Annotated in this window: 25 protein-coding genes and 1 tRNA gene; 18 read left to right on the top strand and 8 right to left on the bottom strand. The window is 69.6% G+C overall.

What is annotated here, in order from left to right; all coding sequences use genetic code 11:
• Positions 1 to 53: 53 nt before the first annotated feature.
• Positions 54 to 350 carry a type II toxin-antitoxin system VapB family antitoxin gene (locus ABZV38_RS11570; RefSeq protein ID WP_003955420.1) on the top strand — a complete coding sequence of 99 codons (297 nt, stop codon included), beginning with the start codon at positions 54 to 56 and terminating at the stop codon, positions 348 to 350.
• Between the two features lie 104 nt (positions 351 to 454).
• Positions 455 to 1,072 carry a LytR C-terminal domain-containing protein gene (locus tag ABZV38_RS11565; protein WP_356326575.1) on the top strand — a complete coding sequence of 206 codons (618 nt, stop codon included), beginning with the start codon at positions 455 to 457 and terminating at the stop codon, positions 1,070 to 1,072.
• A 52-nt stretch (positions 1,073 to 1,124) separates the two neighbouring features.
• Here the strand turns inward: ABZV38_RS11565 and upp are convergent, their stop codons facing one another.
• Positions 1,125 to 1,760, bottom strand: a complete 636-nt coding sequence (gene upp, locus ABZV38_RS11560) for a uracil phosphoribosyltransferase (RefSeq protein ID WP_030929764.1) — start codon at positions 1,758 to 1,760, stop codon at positions 1,125 to 1,127.
• 103 nt (positions 1,761 to 1,863) lie between these two features.
• Between upp and ABZV38_RS11555 the strand changes: the two genes are divergently transcribed.
• The 4 genes from ABZV38_RS11555 (at position 1,864) to ABZV38_RS11540 (ending at position 3,558) form a co-directional block, all read left to right on the top strand.
• Entirely contained in the window at positions 1,864 to 2,100 is a 237-nt protein-coding gene (locus ABZV38_RS11555) for a hypothetical protein (protein ID WP_356326573.1), read from the top strand.
• Positions 2,101 to 2,287: 187 nt separating this feature from the next.
• Positions 2,288 to 2,848 carry a hypothetical protein gene (locus tag ABZV38_RS11550; protein ID WP_356326601.1) on the top strand — a complete coding sequence of 187 codons (561 nt, stop codon included), beginning with the start codon at positions 2,288 to 2,290 and terminating at the stop codon, positions 2,846 to 2,848.
• A 105-nt stretch (positions 2,849 to 2,953) separates the two neighbouring features.
• Entirely contained in the window at positions 2,954 to 3,382 is a 429-nt protein-coding gene (gene tadA, locus ABZV38_RS11545) for a tRNA adenosine(34) deaminase TadA (RefSeq protein ID WP_356326600.1), read from the top strand.
• Positions 3,383 to 3,473: 91 nt separating this feature from the next.
• Positions 3,474 to 3,558 (top strand) — tRNA-Ser (locus ABZV38_RS11540).
• 152 nt (positions 3,559 to 3,710) lie between these two features.
• Here ABZV38_RS11540 and ABZV38_RS11535 read toward each other — a convergent pair.
• Positions 3,711 to 5,096, bottom strand: a complete 1,386-nt coding sequence (locus ABZV38_RS11535; protein WP_356326572.1) for an FAD-binding oxidoreductase — start codon at positions 5,094 to 5,096, stop codon at positions 3,711 to 3,713.
• 42 nt (positions 5,097 to 5,138) lie between these two features.
• A complete protein-coding gene (locus tag ABZV38_RS11530) occupies positions 5,139 to 6,116 on the bottom strand; it encodes an antibiotic biosynthesis monooxygenase (RefSeq protein ID WP_356326571.1) in 978 nt (325 codons plus the stop codon).
• 109 nt (positions 6,117 to 6,225) lie between these two features.
• Between ABZV38_RS11530 and ABZV38_RS11525 the strand changes: the two genes are divergently transcribed.
• The 6 genes from ABZV38_RS11525 (at position 6,226) to ABZV38_RS11500 (ending at position 10,509) form a co-directional block, all read left to right on the top strand.
• Entirely contained in the window at positions 6,226 to 6,792 is a 567-nt protein-coding gene (locus ABZV38_RS11525; RefSeq protein ID WP_356326570.1) for a nucleoside deaminase, read from the top strand.
• 203 nt (positions 6,793 to 6,995) lie between these two features.
• A complete protein-coding gene (locus tag ABZV38_RS11520; RefSeq protein WP_328627131.1) occupies positions 6,996 to 7,160 on the top strand; it encodes a hypothetical protein in 165 nt (54 codons plus the stop codon).
• A gap of 9 nt (positions 7,161 to 7,169) precedes the next feature.
• Complete coding sequence (locus tag ABZV38_RS11515; RefSeq protein WP_356326569.1) at positions 7,170 to 7,463, top strand: Dabb family protein; 294 nt, start codon at positions 7,170 to 7,172, stop codon at positions 7,461 to 7,463.
• Between the two features lie 208 nt (positions 7,464 to 7,671).
• Positions 7,672 to 8,514, top strand: a complete 843-nt coding sequence (locus ABZV38_RS11510) for an RNA polymerase sigma factor SigF (protein WP_356326568.1) — start codon at positions 7,672 to 7,674, stop codon at positions 8,512 to 8,514.
• Positions 8,515 to 8,749: 235 nt separating this feature from the next.
• Positions 8,750 to 9,619: an RNA polymerase sigma factor SigF gene (locus tag ABZV38_RS11505; protein ID WP_356326567.1), complete on the top strand. Its 870-nt coding sequence runs from the start codon at positions 8,750 to 8,752 to the stop codon at positions 9,617 to 9,619.
• A gap of 77 nt (positions 9,620 to 9,696) precedes the next feature.
• Positions 9,697 to 10,509, top strand: a complete 813-nt coding sequence (locus ABZV38_RS11500; protein ID WP_356326566.1) for a hypothetical protein — start codon at positions 9,697 to 9,699, stop codon at positions 10,507 to 10,509.
• Between the two features lie 31 nt (positions 10,510 to 10,540).
• Here ABZV38_RS11500 and ABZV38_RS11495 read toward each other — a convergent pair whose 3' ends face one another.
• Positions 10,541 to 10,750, bottom strand: a complete 210-nt coding sequence (locus tag ABZV38_RS11495) for a hypothetical protein (RefSeq protein WP_356326565.1) — start codon at positions 10,748 to 10,750, stop codon at positions 10,541 to 10,543.
• Positions 10,751 to 11,023: 273 nt separating this feature from the next.
• On the opposite strand from ABZV38_RS11495, the gene ABZV38_RS11490 reads away from it, so the two are divergent.
• The 5 genes from ABZV38_RS11490 to ABZV38_RS11470 all read left to right on the top strand — a co-directional run bounded on the left by ABZV38_RS11490 (position 11,024) and on the right by ABZV38_RS11470 (position 16,468).
• Positions 11,024 to 11,545: a MarR family winged helix-turn-helix transcriptional regulator gene (locus ABZV38_RS11490; protein ID WP_356326564.1), complete on the top strand. Its 522-nt coding sequence runs from the start codon at positions 11,024 to 11,026 to the stop codon at positions 11,543 to 11,545.
• A 23-nt stretch (positions 11,546 to 11,568) separates the two neighbouring features.
• Positions 11,569 to 14,052, top strand: coding sequence for a DHA2 family efflux MFS transporter permease subunit (locus ABZV38_RS11485; RefSeq protein ID WP_356326563.1), 2,484 nt, complete (start codon positions 11,569 to 11,571; stop codon positions 14,050 to 14,052).
• 156 nt (positions 14,053 to 14,208) lie between these two features.
• Positions 14,209 to 15,024 (top strand): YceI family protein, encoded by an 816-nt coding sequence (locus tag ABZV38_RS11480; protein WP_356326562.1) that lies wholly within the window; start codon positions 14,209 to 14,211, stop codon positions 15,022 to 15,024.
• 9 nt (positions 15,025 to 15,033) lie between these two features.
• A complete protein-coding gene (locus tag ABZV38_RS11475; protein WP_356326561.1) occupies positions 15,034 to 15,504 on the top strand; it encodes a PPOX class F420-dependent oxidoreductase in 471 nt (156 codons plus the stop codon).
• 13 nt (positions 15,505 to 15,517) lie between these two features.
• Positions 15,518 to 16,468: an NAD(P)-dependent oxidoreductase gene (locus tag ABZV38_RS11470; protein WP_356326560.1), complete on the top strand. Its 951-nt coding sequence runs from the start codon at positions 15,518 to 15,520 to the stop codon at positions 16,466 to 16,468.
• A gap of 27 nt (positions 16,469 to 16,495) precedes the next feature.
• On the opposite strand, the gene ABZV38_RS11465 is transcribed toward ABZV38_RS11470, so the two are convergent.
• Positions 16,496 to 17,254: a TetR/AcrR family transcriptional regulator gene (locus ABZV38_RS11465; RefSeq protein ID WP_356326558.1), complete on the bottom strand. Its 759-nt coding sequence runs from the start codon at positions 17,252 to 17,254 to the stop codon at positions 16,496 to 16,498.
• Between the two features lie 94 nt (positions 17,255 to 17,348).
• Complete coding sequence (locus tag ABZV38_RS11460) at positions 17,349 to 18,872, bottom strand: MFS transporter (RefSeq protein ID WP_356326557.1); 1,524 nt, start codon at positions 18,870 to 18,872, stop codon at positions 17,349 to 17,351.
• A 151-nt stretch (positions 18,873 to 19,023) separates the two neighbouring features.
• Here ABZV38_RS11460 and ABZV38_RS11455 point away from each other — a divergent pair, with 151 nt between their 5' ends.
• A complete protein-coding gene (locus tag ABZV38_RS11455; protein WP_356326556.1) occupies positions 19,024 to 19,866 on the top strand; it encodes an endonuclease/exonuclease/phosphatase family protein in 843 nt (280 codons plus the stop codon).
• 13 nt (positions 19,867 to 19,879) lie between these two features.
• Here the strand turns inward: ABZV38_RS11455 and ABZV38_RS11450 are convergent, their stop codons facing one another.
• Together ABZV38_RS11450 and ABZV38_RS11445 are read right to left on the bottom strand one after the other, a co-directional pair.
• Positions 19,880 to 22,039: a glycosyltransferase family 39 protein gene (locus ABZV38_RS11450; protein ID WP_356326555.1), complete on the bottom strand. Its 2,160-nt coding sequence runs from the start codon at positions 22,037 to 22,039 to the stop codon at positions 19,880 to 19,882.
• Positions 22,036 to 23,337, bottom strand: coding sequence for a bifunctional glycosyltransferase family 2/GtrA family protein (locus ABZV38_RS11445; protein ID WP_356326554.1), 1,302 nt, complete (start codon positions 23,335 to 23,337; stop codon positions 22,036 to 22,038). The genes ABZV38_RS11450 and ABZV38_RS11445 overlap by 4 nt, the downstream gene beginning before the upstream one ends.
• Positions 23,338 to 23,341: the final 4 nt, after the last annotated feature.

Genomic DNA, 23,341 nt, shown 5'->3' with positions numbered 1-23,341 from the left:
GCAGTACCGCTCCATGGCTGCGCCCGGAGGCTCTTGGCCGGTAGGCTTTCCGTGTGATCTTCAAGCGCATCGGAAATGGGCGGCCTTATCCCGACCACGGCCGGGAAAGCACCCGGCAGTGGGCGGATGTCGCGCCGCGCCCGGTCCGCCTCGACCAGCTGGTGACGACCAAGGGTCAGCTGGACCTCGAAACCCTCCTCGCCGAGGACTCCACGTTCTACGGCGACTTGTTCGCCCACGTCGTGAAGTGGCAGGGCGACCTCTATCTGGAGGACGGGCTGCACCGCGCGGTCCGCGCAGCACTCCAGCAGCGCCAGGTACTGCACGCCCGCGTCCTCGAGCTCGGCTGACGAACGGCACTCATCGGGTGCTTTCGGGTGCATTCGCACTCGGACGGGTGCCATCCGTTGATCATTTAGTACGCATCTTCACCGGGTCGCACTACGCTGCGCCCATGAGCATGCTCACTCCCCCCGGCCTGGGCGGAAAGTACCGCATCACGGGCGACAAATACCCGCGCATGCGGCGTCCCCGGCACCGTCGCAGACTGGTCCTCGCGTCCCTCGCCTCCGTGGTGACCCTCGGGCTGGCCGGATGGGGGACGCTGCAGCTCATCGACGTCTTCACCGGCGACAGGACGGCCAGCGCCGCCGACCGCAGGGCCGACTGCCCCTCCGCCAAACCGTCCGCGTCCGTGAAGGCCCTCCCGAAGCCGGCGAGGATCACGGTCAACGTCTACAACGCGACGCCGCGCGGCGGGCTCGCGAAGGCCGCGGCCGACGAGCTGAAGAAGCGCGGCTTCCGCATCGGCAAGGTGGGCAACGCCTCGGCCGCGTACGACAAGAAGGTCCCCGGGCCCGGGATCCTGCTGGGCGCCCCGGCGGCCACGAAGGGCACGTTCCCGGTCCTCGGAACGCAGCTGACGGGCGTCACGCCGAAGACCGACGCCCGCAAGACGGCGGACGTCGATCTCATCCTCGGTACGGCGTTCAAGAAGCTGGACACCCCGAAGGCTGCCGCAGCGGCCCTTGCCGTACTGAACAAGCCGGCCCCCGCACCCTCCTGCGGGTGAGACCGCAGCACAGGATGCGAGGGCCGAACAGCCTTCTCCGGGACCGTTGCGTCTAGTCGACGGTGCCGTACATCCGGTCGCCCGCGTCGCCGAGCCCCGGCACGATGTAGCCGTTCTCGTTGAGTCGCTCGTCGACCGAGGCGGTGACCACGGTGACCGGCGTACCGGCCAGCTCGCGCTCCATCACCTCGACGCCCTCGGGCGCCGCGAGCAGCACGACGGCGGTGACATCGTCCGCACCGCGCTTGATCAGCTCCTGGATGGCCGCGACCAGGGTGCCGCCGGTGGCGAGCATCGGGTCCAGGACGTACACCTGGCGGCCCGAGAGGTCCTCAGGCATCCGCGTGGCGTATGTCTCCGCCTGGAGCGTCTCCTCATTGCGGATCATGCCCAGGAAGCCGACCTCGGCGGTCGGCAGCAGCCGGACCATGCCGTCGAGCATGCCGAGACCGGCCCGCAGGATCGGCACGACCAGGGGCCGCGGGTGCGACAGCTTCACGCCGGTGGTCGGCGTCACCGGGGTCTCGATGTCGACCTGCTCGGTGCGCACGTCCCGGGTGGCCTCGTAGGCGAGCAGGGTGACCAGCTCGTCGGCGAGCCGCCGGAAGGTCGGGGAGTCGGTGCGCTTGTCGCGCAGGGTGGTGAGTTTGTGCGCGACCAGCGGGTGGTCGACGACGTGGATCCGCATGGGCTCAACAGTAGCCGGGCCACCCGCACCTCTGCGCTGGCATCAACCGCCCGTTCGGAGGGAAGGTGGGGGCATATGGACCCAGCCTTGGGGTGATGTGCTGATGCCGGACGGGGAGCAGGGGAAGCGGGACCAGCCGGAACCGCAGGACACGCATGGCTCACGGGACACGCTGGACGCGCTGGACGCGCCCGAGACGGACGCGGAGCGCCGCAGGCGCCGCGCCCAGTTCCTGCGTGAGCTTCATGAGGCGAAGGCGCTGCGCGACCGGGTCCAGCCACGCCGGGCCAGGGCCGCCCGAATGCGCCAAGCCATGCGGATGCGGACCTTCCGCTGGTAGCCGTCCGGACCACCGGACGGCCCCCTGGAAGCGGTGTTGTCGACAACTCATGGCCGACGCAACGGTCGAACTCCTCTCGCGAACGCTTCGTTTCTGCCACGATTCCGATGGGCGGGGCGCAGGACAGCCGGATCACCGACTGTCCTCCCGCCGGACCGACACCCCTATGACCAGTGGGAGAGTCACGGTGTACTTCGCCGCACTGCTCGCGCGCACCGAAGACGGGTGGGAAGCGAGCGACACGGAGCTCGACGATGTGGAGACCCTGTCCGATCTGACGGATCTGGCCCGTGAGGCCTCGGTGGACGAGGACACGGTGCTCGTCTTCATCGAACAGGAGGACGCCTGGTTCGGCGTCATCCGGGTGGACGGTGAGGAGGACCCCCGTATCTACATCTCGGACGCGTCCGCCGCCGCCCGCTCCTCGTACGGGGAGATCCTGCTCACCGATGAACTGCTCGGCCGCGAACCCGAGGCCGAGGACTCGATTGCCGCCCTCGAAGAGCTCGTCGGCCTCGACGGTACGGAGGACGGCGAGCCGGACCAGACCACCGACAACAACAACGACACCGACCTCGACGACGACGGACTCGACGCCGACGCCGTACCGGTGGGTCCACTCGGTGACACCGGGGTCCTGGCCGACCTCGGTCTCCCCGAGAAGGAGCTGCTGATGCTGCGGACGGACGCACTGGTGGAGATCGCGGACGCGCTGGGAGCGGCCGAGGTCCTGGAAACCGTCCGTTAGGGTCCGCGGGTGACCGAACGACCGGGCCCGCACCGACTGCCAGAACCGCACGATCCGACGGACGAACCACCGCACGATCCTGTACGGGACCCGTGGCGGGCGCCCATGCGCCGCGCCCTGGACGAGGCCGCGCATGCGGCGCGGGCCGGCGATGTGCCGGTCGGCGCCGTCGTCCTCGGCCCGGGCGGCACCCTGCTCGCCACGGGACACAACGAACGCGAGGCGACCGGCGACCCGACCGCGCACGCCGAGATCCTCGCCGTGCGCCGGGCCGCCGCGGCGCTCGGCGAATGGCGGCTTTCCGGGTGCACGCTGGTGGTGACCCTGGAGCCGTGCACGATGTGCGCGGGCGCGCTCGTGCAGTCCCGGGTGGCCCGTGTGGTCTACGGGGCACGGGACGAGAAGGCGGGCGCGGCGGGTTCGCTCTGGGACGTCGTACGGGACCGGCGGCTCAACCACCGGCCCGAAGTGATCCACGGCGTCCTGGAGGACGCCTGTTCCGCCCAGCTGACGGCCTTCTTCCGCGAGCGCTGACCCTGCGGCACCCACCACCTCCGACCCGGCGTCCGCGCACACCGAAGAATCGGATTTCGACCCACGGCCGAGATGGTCTAAGCTCTCTCTCGGTAGCGTGTCCGAGCGGCCGAAGGAGCTCGCCTCGAAAGCGAGTGTGGGGAAACTCACCGAGGGTTCAAATCCCTCCGCTACCGCTTCGGAAGACCGCCTCTGATCCTGCGAAAGCAGGTCGGGGGCGGTCTTTTTGTGCCCCTACGTGCACCACCCCGATCCTGCGCGAGGACCCTTCATGAGGGTCCCCGTTACCGGTGCCGGACGCGCATCAAGGGCGCCCGAGCCGGCCGCCTCATGTCACCGGCGCGAGGTAGGAGTGGAAGACGTTCTGCGGGTCCCACTTGAGCTTGAGCTCCTGCAGGCGGACCCAGTCGGCGGGGTCGTACGAGCGCCGGGCCCGGTCGGCATCGGCTTCCAGGTCCGATTCGGCGATGTAGTGGCCGCCGTGCCCCGACGGGTCCGCCGCGGCCATCGCCTCCCGCAGCCAGCCGGTGTTCGCATCGTCCGCGGCCGGATCGTCCCAGATCGCGTAACAGACGAGGTAGGACTCGCCGGGCGCCGAGAAGGCCATGTTCCGCAGCAACGCCGGGTCCGGGGAGACCGGCTGCACGGGCGCGAGCACCAGGGATTTACCGGAGGGGGCCCGGGCCAGGACGCCGGCGATGCGGGTCATCAGGGTCTCGTAGCCCTCCGCCGACCACAGCGTGTCCGCCGCGTAGCGATGCGCTCGCGGCCACACCTGGCCGGCGCCTTCGTGCAGTGCGGCGAAGGACGTCGGCTCGGGTGGCTGCCGGGACAGGGCTTGCCCGGCGAACGGACAGGTGCCCAGGGGTTCGAGAGCGGCGAGCGTCTCGTCCCATGTCGCGGCGAACGCAGTGGCGCCGACGCTGATCCGCGGTCCCGGCGGAGCCGTGGCCGTCGCCTCGCCGGAAGCTGCCAGGACGAGAGCCGTCTCGACGTTCGACGGAAGGTCACGCGCGATCCGGACGGCCCAGCCCGTCACGTGCTCGACGTCGGCCAGCGGGAAGGTCAGGCCGGTGGTCGTGATGGCCGCGGGGTGAGGGTGCAGACGGAGCCGGAAACCGGTGACGACGGCGAAGAATCCCGGCCCCGCGCCGCGCGCGGCCCAGAAGAGGTCGGCGTTCTCGGTCTCGCTGCAGATGACCGTCCGGCCGTCGGCAGTGACGGCCCGGATCTCCAGGACGTCGGCACATGCCGGTCCCCACGCACGGGAGTTCCAGCCGAGTCCGCCGCTCAGCAGGAAGCCGCCCACCGCTACCGAGGGGCAGTGACCCACGGGGAAGGCCAGGTCGTACGGGGCGAGGGCCTCGACCAGGTCCTGCCCGGTCGTGGCGGGCCCCACCTCGGCCGTCGCCGACACCAGGTCGACGCTGCAGTGCCGCAGTCGTGACAGGTCGATCAGCAAGCCCCCGTCGCGGAGTTGGGAGCCGGACCAGTTGTGCCCGCCGGAGCGCATGGAGACACGCAGCCCCTGGACGCGTGCCCAGGCCAGGGCCGGGGGGATGTCCCGCTCGGCGGCGGCCTGCAGGATGACCTCGGGGAACCGTTCCGGCAGGAGCCCGTTCCACACCGCGCCGGCCCGGGCACGGTCGTAACCGGGGTCGCCCCGTCGGATCAGGGTCCCCTCGATCGGGCCTGCGTGCGTCCGTTCGGGCATCACGACCTCCTCGCGTCACGGCTGCAGCCGACTGGTGATCGGTCACTGGGTGGTCAGGCCGAAGATGACGAGGACCAGCGCGTAGCAGAGCACCACTGCCGCGGCACCGGTCAGGTGCACGCGGTAGGTGGTTGCGCGGCTGGGCACCAGCCAGAAGGCGAGTGCCTTGTTCACCAGAGGCATCAGCAGCCAGGTCAGCGCGCTGACACTCAGCACGTTCCCGATGAAGAGGCCGATGTATCCGGGGACACCGAGCTTGCCCAGCCAGCGCCCCTCGGTCAGGTTCAGGACCATCACCGTGGGATACAGGGCCAGGAGCACGGTCATGGCCTGCTTCCAGTTGGGCGGCGCGCTGTCCTGCTTGCCCTCGCCGAAGCGGAACCAACCGCTGAACGCCGAGCCGACCTTGCGTACGTCGTAGGAGGCGAAATAGGAGCGGCCCTCCTCCAACAGTGTCTGGCGGACATCGGATGCGAGCCAGTCGTCGAGGTGCTCGCGGGAGTCGAACCGGAAGACGACGACCCAGTGCTCCTGCACGCCCTCCACGGGCCTGAACAGCTCGGACCCCATGAATCCGGGTGACTTGGCCTGTGCCTTGAAGGCCTTCTCCTGCCAGCGCAGAAATTCCTCTTCCCGCCCGGGCTTCACCTCGTGCGAGATGACGGCCGTGACCACCTCCGGCGACTGCTCGGCAGGGGCTCCGCCACGAAGCACCTCCTGCGTCGGAGATCCCTCGAAGAACTCCTGCCCTTCGGCGAGCAGTTCCTGCCGTGTGCCCGAGTCCAGCCAGAACCGCAAGTGGTCGACACCGGCGAAACGGAAGACCGCCACCCATTCGTTGTCGTCGCCTGCTTCGGGCGGGTACACCTCGGCGCCCTCGAACCCGTCGAATTCACGAGCTGCTTCGTTCATCCTGCGCTGCCAGCGCTGGTAGTCGTCCGTGCGGCCCGCGCGCACCTTCTGCGAGGTCACAACGGTGGCGTTCTCGGCCGGCGGCTCACGGCTTGCACGGAGGCTCACCTGCCGTAGCCTAATGTATGCGCTATTTTTGGGGCAAATCGGACATTTGATTGCCCGTTTCCGCACGTTCATTTCGTCAAGGGCATCAATGTCGATCGGAGACGCAGGGATGGAACACAAAGAGCTCATCACCGAAGCGGTCCGGCTGGCCACCGAGTCGGTGGAGAACGGCTGGGGCGGACCTTTCGGTGCGGTGATCACCCGCAACGGCGACATCATCGCCCGCGGACAGAACCGGGTGCTCCTCACCGGCGACCCCACGGCCCACGCCGAGGTCGAATCGATCCGCAAGGCCGTGCAGCGTCTCAACCCCGAGGCTCCGTCGATCTCCGAGGAGCACCAGAACGAGAGCACTCTGGAGTACGTCCCCCGTGCTGACGGGTCGCCGGATTCCGTGCCCGAGCGGGCCCGGATGCTCCAGGGCTGCTCGATCTACATCAGCGGGGCCCCCTGTCCGATGTGCATGAGCGCCATCTACTGGTCGCGGATCGATGCGGTGTACTTCAGTTGTGACCTGGACGACACCCGCCGGATCGGCTTCGACGACGCCTATCAGTACGAGGACTTCAAGAAGCCGCTCGACCAGCGAAGGATCAGGGTCGAGCAGGTCCATCCCGAAATCGGCGCCCAGGCCTACGACTCATGGATGAACAAGGCGGACCGGCACCCGTACTGAGGTCGGCCGGGCCCGGAAATCCACGCCGCGGGTGTGCACGTGGAGCGGGGCGGCCAGGCAGTCGCCGATGCACGAGCATCGGATCGGAGGTGTGATCGAAAAACCCATCGGAAACCCCCACCGGAAACCCCCACCGGATACGGCCATCTGTGCGGATAGAATCGCCCGACTGCACAGGGGATCGAATGGGGTGGCAGGGGCGGATGGTGCAAGCGAAGAAGATCGCGCTCTACATGGTTGTCGTCTTCGTGCTGTACACGATCATCACGTCCCCAGAACGGGCCGCGGATCTTGTCCAGGTAGGGTTCGAGGGCGTTTCGAGTGCCGCACAGGGCGTCGGCGATTTCATGTCCGAGCTCGTGAAGTAGGAGTACCCCATGATCCGCCACCTGGTCCTGTTCAAGCTGAACGACGGCGCGCAGCGCGAGGATCCGCAGGTCGTCGCCGGGGTGCAGGCGTTCCAGGAGCTGGCGGGACAGATCCCCGAACTGGAGTTCTGGGAGTGCGCCTGGAACATCACCGACCGGCCGATCGCCTACGACTTCGCCATCAACTCCGCGGTCGCCGACGAGGACGCGCTGAAGCGCTACATCGAGCACCCGGCCCATCAGGCCGCCACCGGACAGTGGCGGGCCTTCGCCACCTGGGTGATCGCCGACTATCCGTTCTGACCCTCTCGGTTCCGACGTTCCGGACCCCTCGGTCCAGGAGCGCGTAAGCCCCCCACCGATCCGGTGAGGGGCTTTTCCTGTTGTTTAAACCAACTTGACCCCAACACGGCACTACGCGGTGCTTGCACACAGTGGACATGTCTTGTGATGCTATGACCGCTTTTGACGGATGAGTTGACCGAAATTGACCGCAAAGGGGTGGCGTATCGTGCCGGCCAGTACAGCGCCTCAAGTGCCCCCCCAGACCGTCCAGACGGAGACGCCCGACAGCACGACGCCCGCCAGGACCCGGGGTGCGGACACCCGGGCGCTCACCCAGGTCCTCTTCGGGCAGCTCAAGCAGCTGGAACCGGGAACTCCGGAGCACGGCAGAGTGCGGGCGGCGCTGATCGAGGCCAACCTCCCCCTCGTCCGGTACGCCGCTGCGCGCTTCCGGAGCCGTAACGAACCGATGGAGGATGTCGTCCAGGTCGGCACGATCGGTCTGATCAACGCCATCGACCGGTTCGACCCCGAGCGCGGCGTACAGTTCCCGACCTTCGCGATGCCCACCGTCGTCGGCGAGATCAAGCGGTACTTCCGGGACAACGTACGGACCGTCCATGTACCGCGACGGCTGCACGAGCTCTGGGTCCAGGTCACCGGCGCCACCGAGGACCTGACGACCGCGCACGGCCGCTCGCCCACCACCGCCGAGATCGCCGAACGACTGAAGATCTCCGAGGAGGAGGTCCTGGCCTGCATCGAGGCCGGCCGCTCCTACCACGCGACCTCACTGGAGGCGGCCCAGGAGGGCGACGGGCTGCCCGGACTGCTCGACCGGCTCGGCTACGAGGATCCCGCGCTCGCCGGAGTCGAACACCGCGACCTGGTCCGGCATCTGCTCGTCCAGCTGCCCGAACGCGAGCAGCGGATCCTGCTGCTGCGCTACTACAGCAATCTGACGCAGTCGCAGATCAGCGCCGAATTGGGCGTCTCCCAGATGCATGTGTCAAGACTGCTGGCCAGAAGCTTCGCACGACTCAGATCAGCAAATAGGATCGAGGCGTAACCGGATCGGGTAGATCACTCAAAGCCCGCTCCGGATGGCCTGAATGCCGCACACCCCCTGTTAACTGCGCATACTCCACCTTGACTTGTCGACATGTCACTACAGCGTGTTGCCGACATGTGACATTCTGCGTGAACCGCGTTTGCCGCAGCCCCGCCTCCGGTATTCAGGTGGAGGCTGCGTTCCTCCGATGGTCGCGGCTCACCGCGACCGTCCGCGACCTCAAGGGGGTGGCATGTCCGCAGAACAGGGCAGCTCGAAGGTGCTCACGCTCACGAAGAGCGCACCCGCACCCGTTGTGCTCACCAGCTCGTCGGAAGCCATCGACACCCGCACTCTGTCCCGCTCCCTGTTCCTGCGGCTCGCCGCCCTGGGTCCCGCACCGGGCCCCGACGGACCGGACGACAGTCCGGAGCGCGCCTACGTACGGGACACACTCATCGAGCTCAACCTCCCGCTCGTGCGTTACGCGGCGGCGCGGTTCCGGAGCCGTAACGAACCGATGGAGGACATCGTCCAGGTCGGCACGATCGGTCTGATCAAGGCGATCGACCGGTTCGACTGCGAGCGGGGCGTGGAGTTCCCGACGTTCGCGATGCCCACCGTCGTCGGCGAGATCAAACGCTTCTTCCGCGACACCTCCTGGTCGGTGCGGGTGCCGCGCCGGCTCCAGGAGCTGCGGCTCGCGCTGACCAAGACCAGCGACGAGCTGGCCCAGAAGCTCGACCGCTCGCCGACCGTGCCGGAGCTCGCGGTGGCGCTCGGGGTCTCCGAGGAGGACGTGGTCGACGGTCTGGCCGTCGGCAATGCGTACACCGCGTCCTCGCTGGACTCGCCCTCCCCCGAGGACGACGGCGGCGAGGGTTCCCTCGCGGACCGGCTCGGTTACGAGGACGCGGCATTGGAGGGCGTCGAGTACCGCGAGTCGCTGAAGCCGCTGCTGGCCAAACTCCCGCCCCGGGAGCGGCAGATCATCATGCTGCGGTTCTTCGCCAACATGACGCAGTCGCAGATCGGCGAGGAGGTCGGCATCTCGCAGATGCACGTCTCGCGGCTGCTGACCCGGACGCTCGCACAGCTCCGGGAAGGACTCATCGCCGACTGACCACCGCCGAGCGCCGCCGAACGCCGCACTGGGGCACGAGGGTTCCGAATTGACGGGCCGTCAGCCACACTGGCGCGATGCGACGTCAGACATGGGGCTCGACCGGCCGCCGGGGCACAGTGTTCGTCGCCTCGGCGGCCGTGCTGTGCCTGGGCGGCGCGCTCGCCGCCTGTGGCGCGGGGGCAGACGAGGGCGACGGCTACGTGGCGGTCGGCGCGGTGGGTACGGGGCCGGAGAAGGCGCCCATGGGGGCGGTGGCCCCCTCGGGGAAGGTGACGCTGATCCCGCTGGACGGCACCGGGAGTGACTCCGGCGCAGGCGCGGAGCCGAAGCCGGGCTCCTCCGCAAAGAGCGGCAACCCGGGTGGTGCGGGCGATGCGGGGGACGATGCGGGCGGCGGTACACAGTCGCCCGGCCCGTCCGGCGCCGGTGGCACCGCGGGCTCCGCAACCTGTTCGAGCAGCGGCGGCACGGGCGGCTCCGGTGGCTCCGGGAGCACCGGCGGCACAGACTCCGGTGGCACGGAAAGCGGCTCGCCGGGCCCGTCCACCCCGTCCGCACCGGGCTCCACCGCACCCGATGGGCCTGCGGTGCTGACGCTGAGCGCACCCGAGCGGGCGGCAGCCGATGACCGCTGGTGCGAGAAAGTGACCGTTGAGTTCCGCAATACCGGTGGCTCACCGGTCCGGTCGGGAACGGTCACCTTCGCCACGCACATCATCGGCGCGCTGGGAATCGACTGGGCGACCATCGAGTCGACAGCGCCGCTGCCCGCGCCGATCGACGCGGGAGCGGCGCGGAAGAAGACGTACACCGTCTGTGTGGACGCCTGGCGGGTGCCCCTGGGCATGCATATCGAGACCCGGGACGTCACCGCCGTCTGGAAGTGACGGGTGGAGAGAGCGGAGCCGGAGCGGCAGGTCAGCGGAGCGCGAGCCAGGCGACAGCACCGAGGATGAGGACCACCGCGACGACGGCGACGATCACCCCGGTCTTCGGTCCGGACGACGCGGCCGGCTGCTGCCGGCGCTGCGGCTCGCCCTCGTCGACGAAGGCGCGGAACATCTGAGTGCTGCCCGCCGGGTCGCTGTTGCCCTCGGGGCCCTGGGGGACATGGGGGTTGTGTGCCATGGGCCAGGACCCTAGCGAACTCGGGGGTACGGCCCAACCCCCGGGTCGGTGAAGGCCCCGCACCGAAGGCGGAGAACCGGTGAACCGCTGCGGCCTGTGGCGCGATGCACACGGCCGCGGAGTGCGCCGGGCGCACGCTGGGCGTTGACCCGGGCCCTACGCAGCCTTTTGCGTTCCTTTACTTCTGCAAGGCCGTTTTCGTTTGCCTGCAGCAACCAACAGTTCTATGGTTGCCCTAAGCAACAAGATGCAGAAGCACAGTCTGGGGGTCCCGTGGCCGCACGGAGTCAGTACGAAGAACTGGCCCGGCAGCTCAGCGCCGTTGGATCCGTCAAACGCGGACTCGCCCGCATCCTGCCTGCTGAATGTCCTGGCGGATCCGCCGCCGTACTGGCCCTCCTCAGCCAGCACGGCGAGATGCGGATCAGCAGACTCGCCGAGCTGCTGGCCGTCGACATGTCGGTGACCAGCCGACATGTCGCCCATGTGGCCGAGCGCGGCTGGATAGAACGGTCTCCGGACCCGGCGGACAAACGGTCCCGCATCCTGCGGCTGACCCCCGCGGGAGACGACGTACTCGTCGATCTGAACCTGCGGATCACCGAAATGTTCGCCCACCACCTTCAGGAATGGTCCGACGACGACGTCGGACAGCTCAACACGCTGCTGGCCCGGCTGCGCGACAGTTTCGCCCGTCGCGGCTCCGGTGGGTGCGCCCCCGGAAAGCACAGCGACGAGTGCCGTTTGCGGCCTGCTGACAGCGACGACGACCCGTACACCCGTACCCCCGTGTAACAGAAGCAAAGACAAGGAACTCAATGGCTACGACCACACCAACCGGTGTGCGGGGCGGCCACGCCAAGCACGGGGGAACCAGTTCCCCCGACGGCGCGCCGATGACACACCGGCAGATCATGGAAGCACTGACCGGGCTGCTGCTCGGCATGTTTGTCGCGATCCTGTCGTCGACCGTCGTCTCCAACGCTCTTCCCGAGATCATCTCGGACCTCGGCGGCGGCCAGTCCGCGTACACCTGGGTCGTCACGGCCTCGCTGCTCGCGATGACGGCCACCACGCCTCTGTGGGGCAAGCTCTCCGACCTGTTCAGCAAGAAGCTGCTGGTCCAGATAGCTCTGATCATCTATGTCGCGGGCTCGGTCGTGGCCGGTCTGTCGACCAGCAGCGGCATGCTCATCGTCTGCCGTGTCGTGCAGGGCATCGGTGTCGGCGGTCTCTCCGCCCTCGCCCAGATCGTGATGGCCGCGATGATCGCCCCGCGTGAGCGCGGTCGCTACAGCGGCTACCTCGGCGCGGTCTTCGCCGTCGCCACCGTCGGTGGCCCGCTGCTCGGCGGTGTCATCACCGACACCAGCTGGATGGGCTGGCGCTGGTGCTTCTACGTCGGTGTGCCGTTCGCGGTCATCGCACTGATCGTGCTCCAGAAGACCCTGAAGCTCCCGGTCGTCAAGCGCGAGGTCAAGGTCGACTGGACGGGTGCGTTCTTCATCAGCGCCGCCGTCTCGCTGCTGCTGCTCTGGGTGACCTTCGCGGGCGACAAGTACGACTGGATGTCCTGGCAGACCGCCGCGATACTGGCCGGCTCCGTGGTGCTCGCCGCCCTCTTCGTCTTCACGGAGTCCCGGGCCAGCGAGCCGATCATCCCGCTGCGCCTCTTCCGTAACCGCACCATCACACTGGCCTCGGTCGCCTCGCTGTTCGTCGGTATCGCGATGTTCGCGGGCACCGTCTTCTTCAGCCAGTACTTCCAGCTGGCGCGCGGCAAGTCGCCGACGATGTCCGGCGTCATGACGATCCCGATGATCACCGGTCTGTTCCTCTCGTCGACCATCTCCGGCCAGATCATCACCAAGACCGGCCGCTGGAAGGCCTGGCTGGTCAGCGGTGGCTTCCTGGTCACCGCCGGGCTCGGGATGCTCGGCACCATCAGGTACGACACGGAGTACTGGCACATCGCGATCTTCATGTTCGTGATGGGTCTCGGCATCGGCATGATGATGCAGAACCTGGTGCTCGCCACGCAGAACCAGGTCGCCCCGTCCGACCTCGGCTCAGCCAGCTCCATCGTCACCTTCTTCCGTTCCCTCGGTGGTGCGATCGGCGTCTCGGCGCTGGGCGCCGTCCTGGCGAACCGCGTCACCCACTACGTCAAGGACGGCCTCGCGGACCTCGGTCCGAAGGGCGCGGCCCTGGGCCACGGCGGTACCGGCGGCGGGGGCATCCCCGACCTGGACAAACTGCCCGCACCGTTCCGCACGGTCGTGGAGAGCGCCTATGGGCACGGTGTCGGCGATGTCTTCCTGTACGCCGCTCCGGCCGCGCTGATCGCCTTCCTGATCACGATCTTCATCAAGGAGGTCGCGCTGAAGACGAATGCCGCGAACGACGCCCCGGCGGGGGCCGAGGTTCCCGCCGCGGTCCTCGCCGAGGTCCCGTCCGGTGCTGCTGCGCTGGTCTCCGAGGGCGCGGCCGGGGTCACCTCGGTCGACACGCTCGAAGCTCCGGTGGCAACCGTGCAGGGCACCCCGGTACGCGGTGTGGTGCGCGGAGCCGAGGGCGCGCCCGTGGCCGGGGCCGCCGTGACGCTGATCTCGCTGGGCGGCCGGCAGCTGGGGCGCTCCGTCGCCCAGGCCGACGGCAGCTACGGTCTGCAGGCGCCGGGCTCCGGCAGCTATGTCCTGATCGCGTCCGCCGACGGTTTCCAGCCGCAGGCGTCCACCGTGGTCGTCGGCGACGAGCAGCTGTCGTACGACATCCTGCTCGTCGGTACCAGCGGCCTGGCCGGGACGGTGCGGGCCGCCGAGAACGGCGCTCCGGTCGACGGCGCCATGGTCATCGTGACCGATGTGCGCGGTGATGTGCTGGCCACCGGCAAGTCCGCCGAGAACGGCGAGTTCACCTTCGCCGAGCTGGTGCCCGGTGCGGTGACCGTCGCGGTGAACGCCGCCGGATACCGTCCGCTGGCGCTGCCCGTGGAGATCGGCGGCCAGGGGGTCACCCGGGTCGACGCCGCACTGCAGTCCGGTGCGCTGGTCCAGGGTGTCGTGCGGGCCGGTGCCGCCCTGCGGCCGCTGCCGGACGCCCGCGTCACGCTGGTCGACGCGGCGGGCAATGTGGTCGCCACCTCGACGACCGGGGAGGACGGGGCGTACGCCTTCGCCGACCTGGACGCGGGCGAGTACTCGGTCATCGCGACCGGCTACCCGCCCGTGGCCGGCGCGCTGACCGTGGCCGGTCGCGGGGTCGACGGCCACGACATCGAACTCGCCCACCCCGGCGAGTGATCGAGTAACAAGGACCCCTGGCTGGCAGCGCTTCGAGCGGAGAGGCTGCCCCCGGTGGAAATGGGCCCCGGTGGTGGGAACGGCAGGCAGGGGACGGCCTGCCGTCCCCACTCCGGGGCCCGACTCATTGAGTCATGGAGCAAGGAGAGAAACGGGATGGGACTTCGCGCACAGGTACGGACGCGGGACGGCTGGGCCGTCCAGCACGCGGTCGTGACGGTGACCGACATGACCGGCACCCAGGTGCTGCGAGCCGCCGCCGACGAGGACGGGGCGGTTCGGACCGACGCCCTGCTGCCCGCCGGCGCGTACACGGTGATCGTGACCGCGGTCGGGTACGCCCCGGCCGCGTCGACCGCCCTCGTCACGGCGAGCGGACGGGCCGAGGCGGGCACGGTGGTGCTGGCCCGCCAGGGTGGCGTGGAGCTGCCGCCGCCGGGTGTCTGGTCGCTGGACCCGGCGCACTCCTCGGTGGGTGCGGTCGCGCAGCACCTGGGGATCTCCAGCGTGCACGGCCGGTTCACCGAGTTCAGCGGCCGGATCGAGATCGCCGAGGAACTCCACCGGTCCCGGGTCGACGCCGTCATCAGCGCGGCCAGCATCGACACCGGCAACGACATGCGGGACAAGCACCTGCGGTCGGCGGACTTCCTCGACTCGGACCGGTTCCCGGAGATCACGTACCGCTCCGACGGGCTGGAGCCGGCCGGTCCCGACCGCTGGACCGTGCGCGGCGAGCTGACGATGCACGGTGTCGCGCGGGACGTCGACCTGAACCTGAGCTACCTCGGCACCGGCCCCGACCCGTGGGGCGGGACGCGCGCGGCGTTCAGCGCCACGGCCGAGCTGCGCCGCGACGACTTCGCCATGAACTACAACCAGGTGGTCCAGGCCGGCATCTCGGCGATCGGCACGACGCTCCGGGTCGAGCTGGACATCCAGGCCGTGCAGGGGGACTCCCTGCCGTCGTAGTCTGCGGACATGGCACCCAATATCGCGACCAACACCGCCGTGGAGCTCGATGAGTTGCTGGCGTTCGTACGGCCCCGGCACCGGGCGATCCTGCTGACCACCCGGTCCGACGGCCGCCCGCAGGGCTCCCCGCTGACCTGTGGCGTCGACGACTCGGGCCGGATCGTCGTCTCGACGTACCCCGAACGGGCCAAGACCCGCAACGCGAGGCGGGACGAGCGCGTGAGCGTGATCGTCCTGTCGGACGACTGGGACGGGGCGTGGGTACAGATCGACGGCTCGGCCGAGGTGATCGATGCGCCCGACTCGGTCGAACCGCTCGTCGAGTACTTCCGGAACATCTCGGGGGAGCACCCGGACTGGGACGAGTACCGGGCGGCGATGGTGAAGCAGGGCAAGTCGATCATCCGGATCACTCCGGAGCGGTGGGGGCCGATTGCCACGGGCGGGTTCCCCGCCCACCTGGCGCCCGGCAGCTGACGGCTGTTCCAGGATGAGGGAGAACGTTCCGGCGCCAGGCCTGCTCGCGCGGGCCCGGCTGCTGGCCGCACCGGACGTCGGCGCCTCCGTCGTCCACGGTCTGGAGCACATCACCGGCCGCCCGGTGGAACAGGGTTTCTCCGGCACACTGCCGGAGGAACCCTTCATATGTGTCGGGGCCACACTGCCGGATGCGCTGCGGGGCGGGCCGCTGGTCTGGTTCCACAGCGTGAACGCCGGTACGGACGCCCTGCTGAGCGCCGGACCGTGGCCGCCCGGGGTACTGCTCACCCGGACGGTGGGCCGCATGGGTGAGCGGATCGCCCAGTACGTTCTGGCCTGGGTGTTCGCCGATTGCCAGTCCGTCCCCGAGTTCGCCGCCCAGCACGCACGGGCCGAGTGGCGCCGTATCCCCTCCGGACTCGCCTCCGGGGAGACGGCCGTGATCTACGGGACCGGTCGCATCGGCTCGGCCGTCGCCGGTCTGCTGCGGAGGTGCGGCATCCGGACCGTGGGCGTGGGGCGCGGGTCACGTGCGACGCCGGCGGGCTTCGACCGGGTCGTCGGAGCGGACGACGACGCCGAATCGCTCGCGTCCGCGCGCTGGGTGGTCTCCACGCTGCCGCTGACCCCCGCCACGGCCGGGTTCTTCGGAGCGGACCGGTTCGCGGGCATGGGTGGTGCCACCTTCATCAATGTCGGCAGGGGCGCGACGGTGGACATGCGGGCACTGGAGGCCGGGCTGCACTCCGGTGCGGTGGGCGGGGCGGTGCTCGACGTGCTGCCCGAGGAACCCGCCACGCCCGACGATCGCTGCTGGCAGCTGCCCCGTACGGTGATCACCTCGCACTCCGCGGGCATCACGGCGGACGAGGACATCCTCACGGACTTCGCCGCGTGCTGGGAGGCGTTGGCGGCGGGGCGGGTGCCGGGGACGGCCGTGGACGTGGGCCGCGGGTACTGACGGGCGCAGGACAGGGTCTGACAGGACCTAGCGGTCCCGCATCGCCTCGATGCCCGCGATCAGCAGGTCCAGGGCGAAGTCGAAGTCCCGCTCGCGCATCTCCTCGACCGTGTCGCCGCCGCGGGCGTCCATCAGGTCCTGCGACGACTCGACCATCCGGCTGAACTGCGGCTGGGCCCGGATCGTGCCCATGGCCCGCTGGAAGAACTCGTCCTGGCTGAGTCCCGCCTCCGCGGAACGCTGCACGAAATGGCCCTCGATGGTGCCGAATCCGTACACGAACTGGAAGACCGCGGAGAGTGCTCCCGTCTGCCGGCGCAGTGGCAGCCCCGTCGCCCGGATCACGTCCTGGACGGCGTACGAGAACAGCATCGAGTGCGGGCCGATATTGAGGAAGTGACCCGCGAGCGGCGACACCCAGACGTGCCGGACCAGCAGTTCCCGATAGGTGGTGGCCAGTTCGCGCAGCCGGTCGTGCCAGTGCGCCTCCTCCCGGGGAGGCGCGATCTCGCTGTAGACCGAGTCCAGGGCCAGCTCCAGCAGGTCGTCCTTGGTCTCGACATACCAGTAGAGGGACATCGCGGTGACGTCCAGCTCGGCGGCGAGCCGGCGCATGGAGAATTTGGCGAGGCCCTCGGCATCCAGCAGCCGGACCGTCGCCGCGGTGATCTTCTCGCGGTCGAGTCCGGCCGGCTGATCGGCCCTGCGGGTGCGTGAGGGTGCCCGCTGGTCCAGCCAGACGCTGGTCCGGGCAGGGTTTTTCACACGATCGGCCGCGGACGCCATGGCGCACTCTCCTCGTCTTGCCGGCGGGACGGACCTGATCCGTACCCTGTGCGCAGGAACCGGATTCATACGGTCCGGTACGCCCCGCCTGATGCTAGGCCGCTGCCGCGGCCGAGTCTGCCTGAGCCGATTCTGCCCGCTCCGCCCGCCGCAGGAGTACGGCGGCGAGCAGACCGCCGGCCAGCACCGCCACCGCTCCGACCAGCTGACTCGCCTCCAGTCCCGAGGCGAAGGCATCGGTGATCCGCTGCCGCTCCCCGTCGCCGGTCGCCGCGGCGAGTGCGGCGGGCAGCGAGGCGGCGCCGACCGCCGCCGGTACGAGGGCGGCGAACCGGGAGTTCAGGACGGCACCGAGCACCGCGACCCCGAGCCCGTTGCCGCATTCGGCCAGCGTGCCGTTGACCCCGGCGCCCACGCCCGCCCTCTCCGGCGGAATGGCGCTCATGATCGCGTTGGCCATGGCGGGCATGGCGAGGGCGATGCCTGCGCCCATCACGACCAGGCCCAGCAGCATGCCGCCGTAGCCGTTGCCGCCGAGCAGGGCGATCGCGGCGAGACCCGCGGCCAGCAGGCTCATCCCGGCAGCGATGGTGGCGGGAGTGCCCAGCCTGGGCACCAGCCTGGCGCCCAGGCCCGTGAGGTTGAGCGCGACCACGCTCAGCGCCAGCGGAGCCGTACGCAGACCCGCCTCGAGCGGCCCGTAGCCAAGGACGAACTGGAGCTGCTGGGTGAGCAGGAACAGCGAGCCGCCCATTCCGAACGCCACCAGGATCGCGCCCGCGACCGCCCCGATGAACTTCTGGTTCCGGAAGAAGTGCATGTCCAGCATCGGATACGGGATGTGCAGCTCCCACAGCACGAAACCGGTGAGGACGGCGACCCCGGTGAAGGCCGTGAGCAGGACCTGGCCCGAGGTCCAGCCGTGTGCCGGGCCGGAGATGATCGCGTACACGACGGCGGCCATACCGACGGTGGAGAGCAGCGCCCCGAGCAGGTCGGGACGGTCGCCACGCGGGTTCTTGGACTCGGGTACGAGCCGGACCACGGCGACCAGGCCGAGGACCGCGACCGGAATGTTGACCAGGAAGATCGCGCCCCACCAGAAGTGGTCGAGCATGACCCCGCCGATCAGCGGCCCGACGGCGAAACCCAGCGAGTTGACGGTGGACCAGATGCCGATCGCCTTCACACGCTCGGCGTCGTCGAAGATCTGGACGACGACGGCCAGGGTCGTGGTGATGAGCAGCGCACCGCCGATGCCCATGCCCGCACGGGCGGCGATCAGTTGCGCGGACGACTGGGCGAGCCCCGCCACCAGAGAACCGATACCGAACAGAACGAGACCCGCGAGCAGCATCTTCTTGCGGCCGTAGCGGTCGGCGGAGCTGCCCGCGGTGAGCAGCAGACCCGACTGGACGAGCGAGTAGGCGTTGATCATCCACTGCACATCGGCGGTGGACGCGTCCAGCTCCCGGGTGAGGGATGGGATCGCGACGTTGAGGACCGTGTTGTCGAGCAGCACGGTGAGCTGGGCGAGGCAGATGACGCCGAGGATCATCCAGCGCTGCGGGTGGCCTGGGGGCGTGAGCCGGTTCTGGGCGGCTGCGGTCGCCGTCATGCGGGCTCCTTGAGCTCCTGGAGTTCTTGTACGGTGTACGGGGGAAGCGTTGTACACCGTAAAGCACCTCCCGTACGGCGTACAAGCAACTTTCGCGCGGTACGGTGCTCGGCGCTGATCCGAAAGGGAGCCGACCAGCACCAGGAGTGGCATGTCACTGCGTCGTCGTACGGTGGAAGTCCTGATCGCTGCGGGACTGTTGGGGGTGGCCGCCGCCCCGCCCGCCGGAGCTGCCGGGCCGGGGCGTCCGGTGCCGCTGCGCGTCGCCACGTACAACATCCATGCGGGCGCCGGCATGGACAACGTCTTCGATCTGGACCGGCAGGCGGCGGAACTGCGCGCGCTGGACGCCGATGTGATCGGGCTTCAGGAGGTGGATGTCCACTGGGACACCCGCAGCCAGTGGCGCGATGTCGCGGGCGAGCTGGCCGAGCGGCTGCACATGCGGGTGTCGTTCGCCCCGATATACAGCCTCGATCCCACGACAACGGGGGCGCCGCGGCGCGAGTTCGGCGTCGCGGTGCTGTCCAGGTACCGGATCGTGAGCGCCGAGAACCACGAGATCACCCGGCTCTCCACCCAGGTCCCCAACCCCGTGCCGGCGCCCGCGCCCGGCTTCGGTGAGGTGGTCGTACGGGTGAAGGGGATGCCCGTGCATGTGTATGTGACGCACCTCGACTACCGCGGCGACCCGTCCGTACGGATCGCGCAGGTCGCCGACACCCGGCGGGTCATGGCGGAGGACGAGGGGCGCAAGGTGCTGCTCGGCGACTTCAACGCGGAGCCGGATGCCCCGGAACTGGCCCCGCTCTGGGAGGAGCTGGCCGATGCCGAACCGGGCGCGCCGACCTTCCCCGCGCTGGACCCGGTGAAACGGATCGACTTCGTGGCCGTGTCCAAGGACGGCGTGCGGGTACGCGACGCGGCGGTGGCCGAGACACTTGCCTCGGACCACCGCCCGGTTGTCGCCGATCTGCTGCTGCTCCGGCGCTGACGGCCGGTTCGGATCAGCTCGTGGGCCGGGTCAGGTCGTAGAAGGTCGAACTGCCGGCAGTGACCTTCTCGAAGGTGTCCTCGACCCACGAGCTGATCGTGGACGAGGTGCCGCTGTCGCCGCCCATGCCGCCCGTCCCGCCCGTGCCGCTCGAAATGAAGTAGTGGATCCTTCCGTCCTCGACGTACTGCTTGAACTGGGCGAGCGTCGGGGACGGGTCACTGCCGTTGAATCCGCCGATCGCCATCACCGGGTCGCCGGTGGCGAGCTGGTAACTGGCGGCGTTCTGCGAGCCGATGGCCGCGGCTGCCCAGGTGTAGGCGTCGGCGTTCTTCTCCAGGAGCTTCTTGGCCCGGGAGCTGACGGACGAGCCGTTCAGCAGACCGCCCATGCCGCCGCCTCCGCCCATGCCGCCTTCGGCCATGCCACCGGGGCCGCCGCCCGGCGTGCCGTTCTGCTGATTGCTCTGGCCCTGGGCCTGGCCCTGTTGGCCGCCGCCCGGGAAGCCGCCCTGGCCGCCGGTCGACGGCCGGCCCATGCCGCCATCCTGCTGATTGGCCTGGCTGTTCTGACTGTTCTGGCTGTTCTGGCCCGGGGGCTGCATTCCGCCACCACCTCCGGGACCACCCCGGCCACCACCGCCCATCGTGCTGGCGCCCGACGGACCAGCCGTGACGATCGAGCCCTGGTGCCCGGTGTTCAGCGTGCTCAGGGTGTACGCCGTCGGTCCGGCCAGCGATGCGACGAAACCGATCCCCACCGCGGCGAACGCCAGCCGGCGTCCGGCCCGGGCCGCGAGCAGCAGACCCACCGCGCCCACGAGACCGCCGATGAGGACGGCCCAGCGCAGCCACGGCAGGTAGTCCGGGGTTCGCCCCAGCAGGACGTACGACCAGAGCGCCGTGACAGCGACCGTGGCACCGAGCACTCCGCTCGCCGCCCACTTGGCCCGCTCCTCCCACAGAACCGTGACACCCATCCCGACGAGCGCCGCGATACAGGGGGCCAGGGCGACCGTGTAGTACTGGTGGAAGATGCCGGCCATGAAGCTGAAGACGACCGTGGTCATCAGCAGCGAGCCGCCCCAGGCGAGGAAGGCCGCGCGGGCGTTGTCCGTCCGCTTCGCCTTCCAGGTGAGCCGGATGCCCGCGATGAGCAGGATCAGCGCGGCGGGCAGCAGCCAGGAGATCTGGCTGCCGATCTCGGAGTTGAACATCCGGCCGATGCCGGTCTCGCCCCACTGGCCACCGGACTGACCACCGCCCCCGCCTCCTCCGACGCTGCCCGTCTCGTCGCCGCTGATCCGGCCGAGCCCGTTGTAGCCGAAGGTCAGCTCCAGGAAGGAGTTGTTCTGCGAACCGCCGATGTACGGGCGGGAGGAGGCGGGCCAGAGTTCGACGATCGCCACCCACCAGCCGCCCGCGACGACCATCGCGAGCGTCGCCAGCCCGAGTTGACCGAACCGCTTCCGTACCGTCGTCGGCGCGCACACCGCGTACAGCACGGCCAGCGGCGGCAGGATCAGGAACGCCTGCAGGGTCTTCGACAGGAACGCGAGACCGACCGCGACCCCGGCCCACACCAGCCACGTCGTCCGTCCGTTCTCCAGCGCGCGCAGCACGCAGTAGACGGTCACGGTCATCAGCAGCGCGAGCAGCGCGTCCGGGTTGTTGAAGCGGAACATCAGCGCGGCGACGGGCGTGAGCGCGAACACCGCCATCGTGATCAGTCCGGCGGCCGCGCCGAACCGGCGGCGTACCGCTGCGTACAGCACCCCGGCCGTCGCCACCCCCATCAGCACCTGCGGAGCCAGGATCGCCCACGAGCTGAGGCCGAAGATGCGCACCGACAGGGCCATCGGCCAGAGCGTGGCCGGGGGCTTGTCGACGGTGATGGCGTTCGCCGCGTCCAGCGAGCCGAAGAAGAACGCCTTCCAGCTCCGGCTGCCGGCCTGCACGGCGGCGGAGTAGAAGGAGTTGGCGTAACCGGAGGCGCTGAGATTCCACAGGTAAGCCAGCGCAATGGCCAGCAGCAGGACGAGGAAGGCGGGCCGTGCCCAGCGCGGGTCCTCCGGCCTGCCCTGCCGTACGCGCCGCAGGAACGGCTCCTCGGCAGCCGGTGCAGCCGTGGTCGGCGGTGCCGGAAACCGGCCGGTGGGGTGCAAGGTGGTCATCGGACGTTCCCCAGTTCGTGGTGAGTGTCGTCGGCGCGGCCGGCCACGGGGGCCCGGTCCGGGAAGACCCAGGCGCGGAAGAGCAGGAACCGCAGCACCGTCGCAGCGAGGTTGGCCGCGATCAGCACGGCGAGTTCCGTACCGTGCGAGGGCGATCCGGACGCCGCGCCCAGCGCCGCGAGCGAGCCGCTGGTCAGCGCGAGGCCGACGGCGAAGACGACGAGGCCCTGCGCTTGATGGCGTACCGCGCCGCCACGACCGCGTACGCCGAAGGTGAGCCTCCGGTTGGCTGCCGTATTGGCGACGGCCGACACCAGCAGCGCGCCGCCGTTGGCGATCTGCGGGCCGGCGCCCAGTCGGAAGAGCGAGTACAGGGCGAGATAGAAGAGTGTGGAGAGCGCGCCCACGACGCAGAACCCGACCAGCTGGCGGGCCAGGCCGCCCGGCACACCGCTCAGCCCGCGGTCGCGCGGATCATCCCCGAAGGGCCGGGCGAGACGGTCCAGCGGCAGCGCTCCGACGGCCAGCGCCCGCCCCACCCGCCACACGCCTTTCAGGTCCTCGGTGGCCGTCCGCACGATGTGGACCGTGGAGTCGGGGTCGTCGACCCAGTCGACCGGCACCTCATGGATGCGCAGCCCGGCGCGCTCGGCGAGGACCAGCATCTCGGTGTCGAAGAACCAGCCGGTGTCCTCGACCATCGGCAGCAGCCGCTGCGCGACGTCCCGCCGAATGGCCTTGAACCCGCACTGCGCGTCACTGAACCGCGCGGCCAGCGACGACCGGAGGATGAGGTTGTAGGCCCGCGAGATGAACTCCCGCTTCGATCCCCGCACGACACGGGAGCTGCGGGCCAGCCGCGACCCGATGGCCAGGTCCGAATGCCCGGAGATCAGCGGTGCGACGAGCGGGAGCAGAGCGTTGAGGTCGGTGGAGAGATCGACGTCCATATAGGCGAGGACCGGGGCGTCCGATTGCGACCAGACGGTACGCAGCGCACGCCCGCGCCCCTTCTCCTCCAGCCGGTACGAGCGGCACCGCGGGAGGACCGCCGCCAGCCGGGCCGCCACTTGGGGCGTGCGGTCGGTGCTCGCGTTGTCGGCGACGGTGATCCGGAAGGCGTACGGGAAGGTACGCACCAGATGGTCGTGCAGGCGCAGCACACAGGTTTCGAGGTCCTTCTCCTCGTTGTAGACGGGTACCACCACATCGAGGACGGGGGCACCTGCCGCGTCGACCGCTCCGGCCAGGAGATGCTCCCGGGCCGGCAAGGTGCTCCAGGAAGAGTCGGTTCGCATGACA

The organism is Streptomyces sp. NPDC005181 (genome assembly GCF_040608395.1).
Lineage (GTDB): Bacteria > Actinomycetota > Actinomycetes > Streptomycetales > Streptomycetaceae > Streptomyces.
Note: the sequence above shows the minus strand (reverse complement) of the source record. Positions and strands in the feature narration are given on the sequence as shown.

Coding starts and splice junctions, on each gene's coding strand:
- ABZV38_RS11480 (WP_356326562.1), top strand. CDS start 14,209: ATGGGACTTCGCGCACAGGTACGGACGCGGGACGGCTGGGCCGTCCAG.
- ABZV38_RS11495 (WP_356326565.1), bottom strand. CDS start 10,750: ATGGCACACAACCCCCATGTCCCCCAGGGCCCCGAGGGCAACAGCGAC.
- ABZV38_RS11450 (WP_356326555.1), bottom strand. CDS start 22,039: ATGACCACCTTGCACCCCACCGGCCGGTTTCCGGCACCGCCGACCACG.
- upp (WP_030929764.1), bottom strand. CDS start 1,760: ATGCGGATCCACGTCGTCGACCACCCGCTGGTCGCGCACAAACTCACC.
- ABZV38_RS11460 (WP_356326557.1), bottom strand. CDS start 18,872: ATGACGGCGACCGCAGCCGCCCAGAACCGGCTCACGCCCCCAGGCCAC.
- ABZV38_RS11515 (WP_356326569.1), top strand. CDS start 7,170: ATGATCCGCCACCTGGTCCTGTTCAAGCTGAACGACGGCGCGCAGCGC.
- ABZV38_RS11445 (WP_356326554.1), bottom strand. CDS start 23,337: ATGCGAACCGACTCTTCCTGGAGCACCTTGCCGGCCCGGGAGCATCTC.
- ABZV38_RS11500 (WP_356326566.1), top strand. CDS start 9,697: ATGCGACGTCAGACATGGGGCTCGACCGGCCGCCGGGGCACAGTGTTC.
- ABZV38_RS11455 (WP_356326556.1), top strand. CDS start 19,024: ATGTCACTGCGTCGTCGTACGGTGGAAGTCCTGATCGCTGCGGGACTG.
- ABZV38_RS11465 (WP_356326558.1), bottom strand. CDS start 17,254: ATGGCGTCCGCGGCCGATCGTGTGAAAAACCCTGCCCGGACCAGCGTC.
- ABZV38_RS11470 (WP_356326560.1), top strand. CDS start 15,518: ATGAGGGAGAACGTTCCGGCGCCAGGCCTGCTCGCGCGGGCCCGGCTG.
- ABZV38_RS11555 (WP_356326573.1), top strand. CDS start 1,864: ATGCCGGACGGGGAGCAGGGGAAGCGGGACCAGCCGGAACCGCAGGAC.
- ABZV38_RS11525 (WP_356326570.1), top strand. CDS start 6,226: ATGGAACACAAAGAGCTCATCACCGAAGCGGTCCGGCTGGCCACCGAG.
- ABZV38_RS11505 (WP_356326567.1), top strand. CDS start 8,750: ATGTCCGCAGAACAGGGCAGCTCGAAGGTGCTCACGCTCACGAAGAGC.
- tadA (WP_356326600.1), top strand. CDS start 2,954: ATGCGCCGCGCCCTGGACGAGGCCGCGCATGCGGCGCGGGCCGGCGAT.
- ABZV38_RS11520 (WP_328627131.1), top strand. CDS start 6,996: ATGGTGCAAGCGAAGAAGATCGCGCTCTACATGGTTGTCGTCTTCGTG.
- ABZV38_RS11485 (WP_356326563.1), top strand. CDS start 11,569: ATGGCTACGACCACACCAACCGGTGTGCGGGGCGGCCACGCCAAGCAC.
- ABZV38_RS11565 (WP_356326575.1), top strand. CDS start 455: ATGAGCATGCTCACTCCCCCCGGCCTGGGCGGAAAGTACCGCATCACG.
- ABZV38_RS11535 (WP_356326572.1), bottom strand. CDS start 5,096: ATGCCCGAACGGACGCACGCAGGCCCGATCGAGGGGACCCTGATCCGA.
- ABZV38_RS11475 (WP_356326561.1), top strand. CDS start 15,034: ATGGCACCCAATATCGCGACCAACACCGCCGTGGAGCTCGATGAGTTG.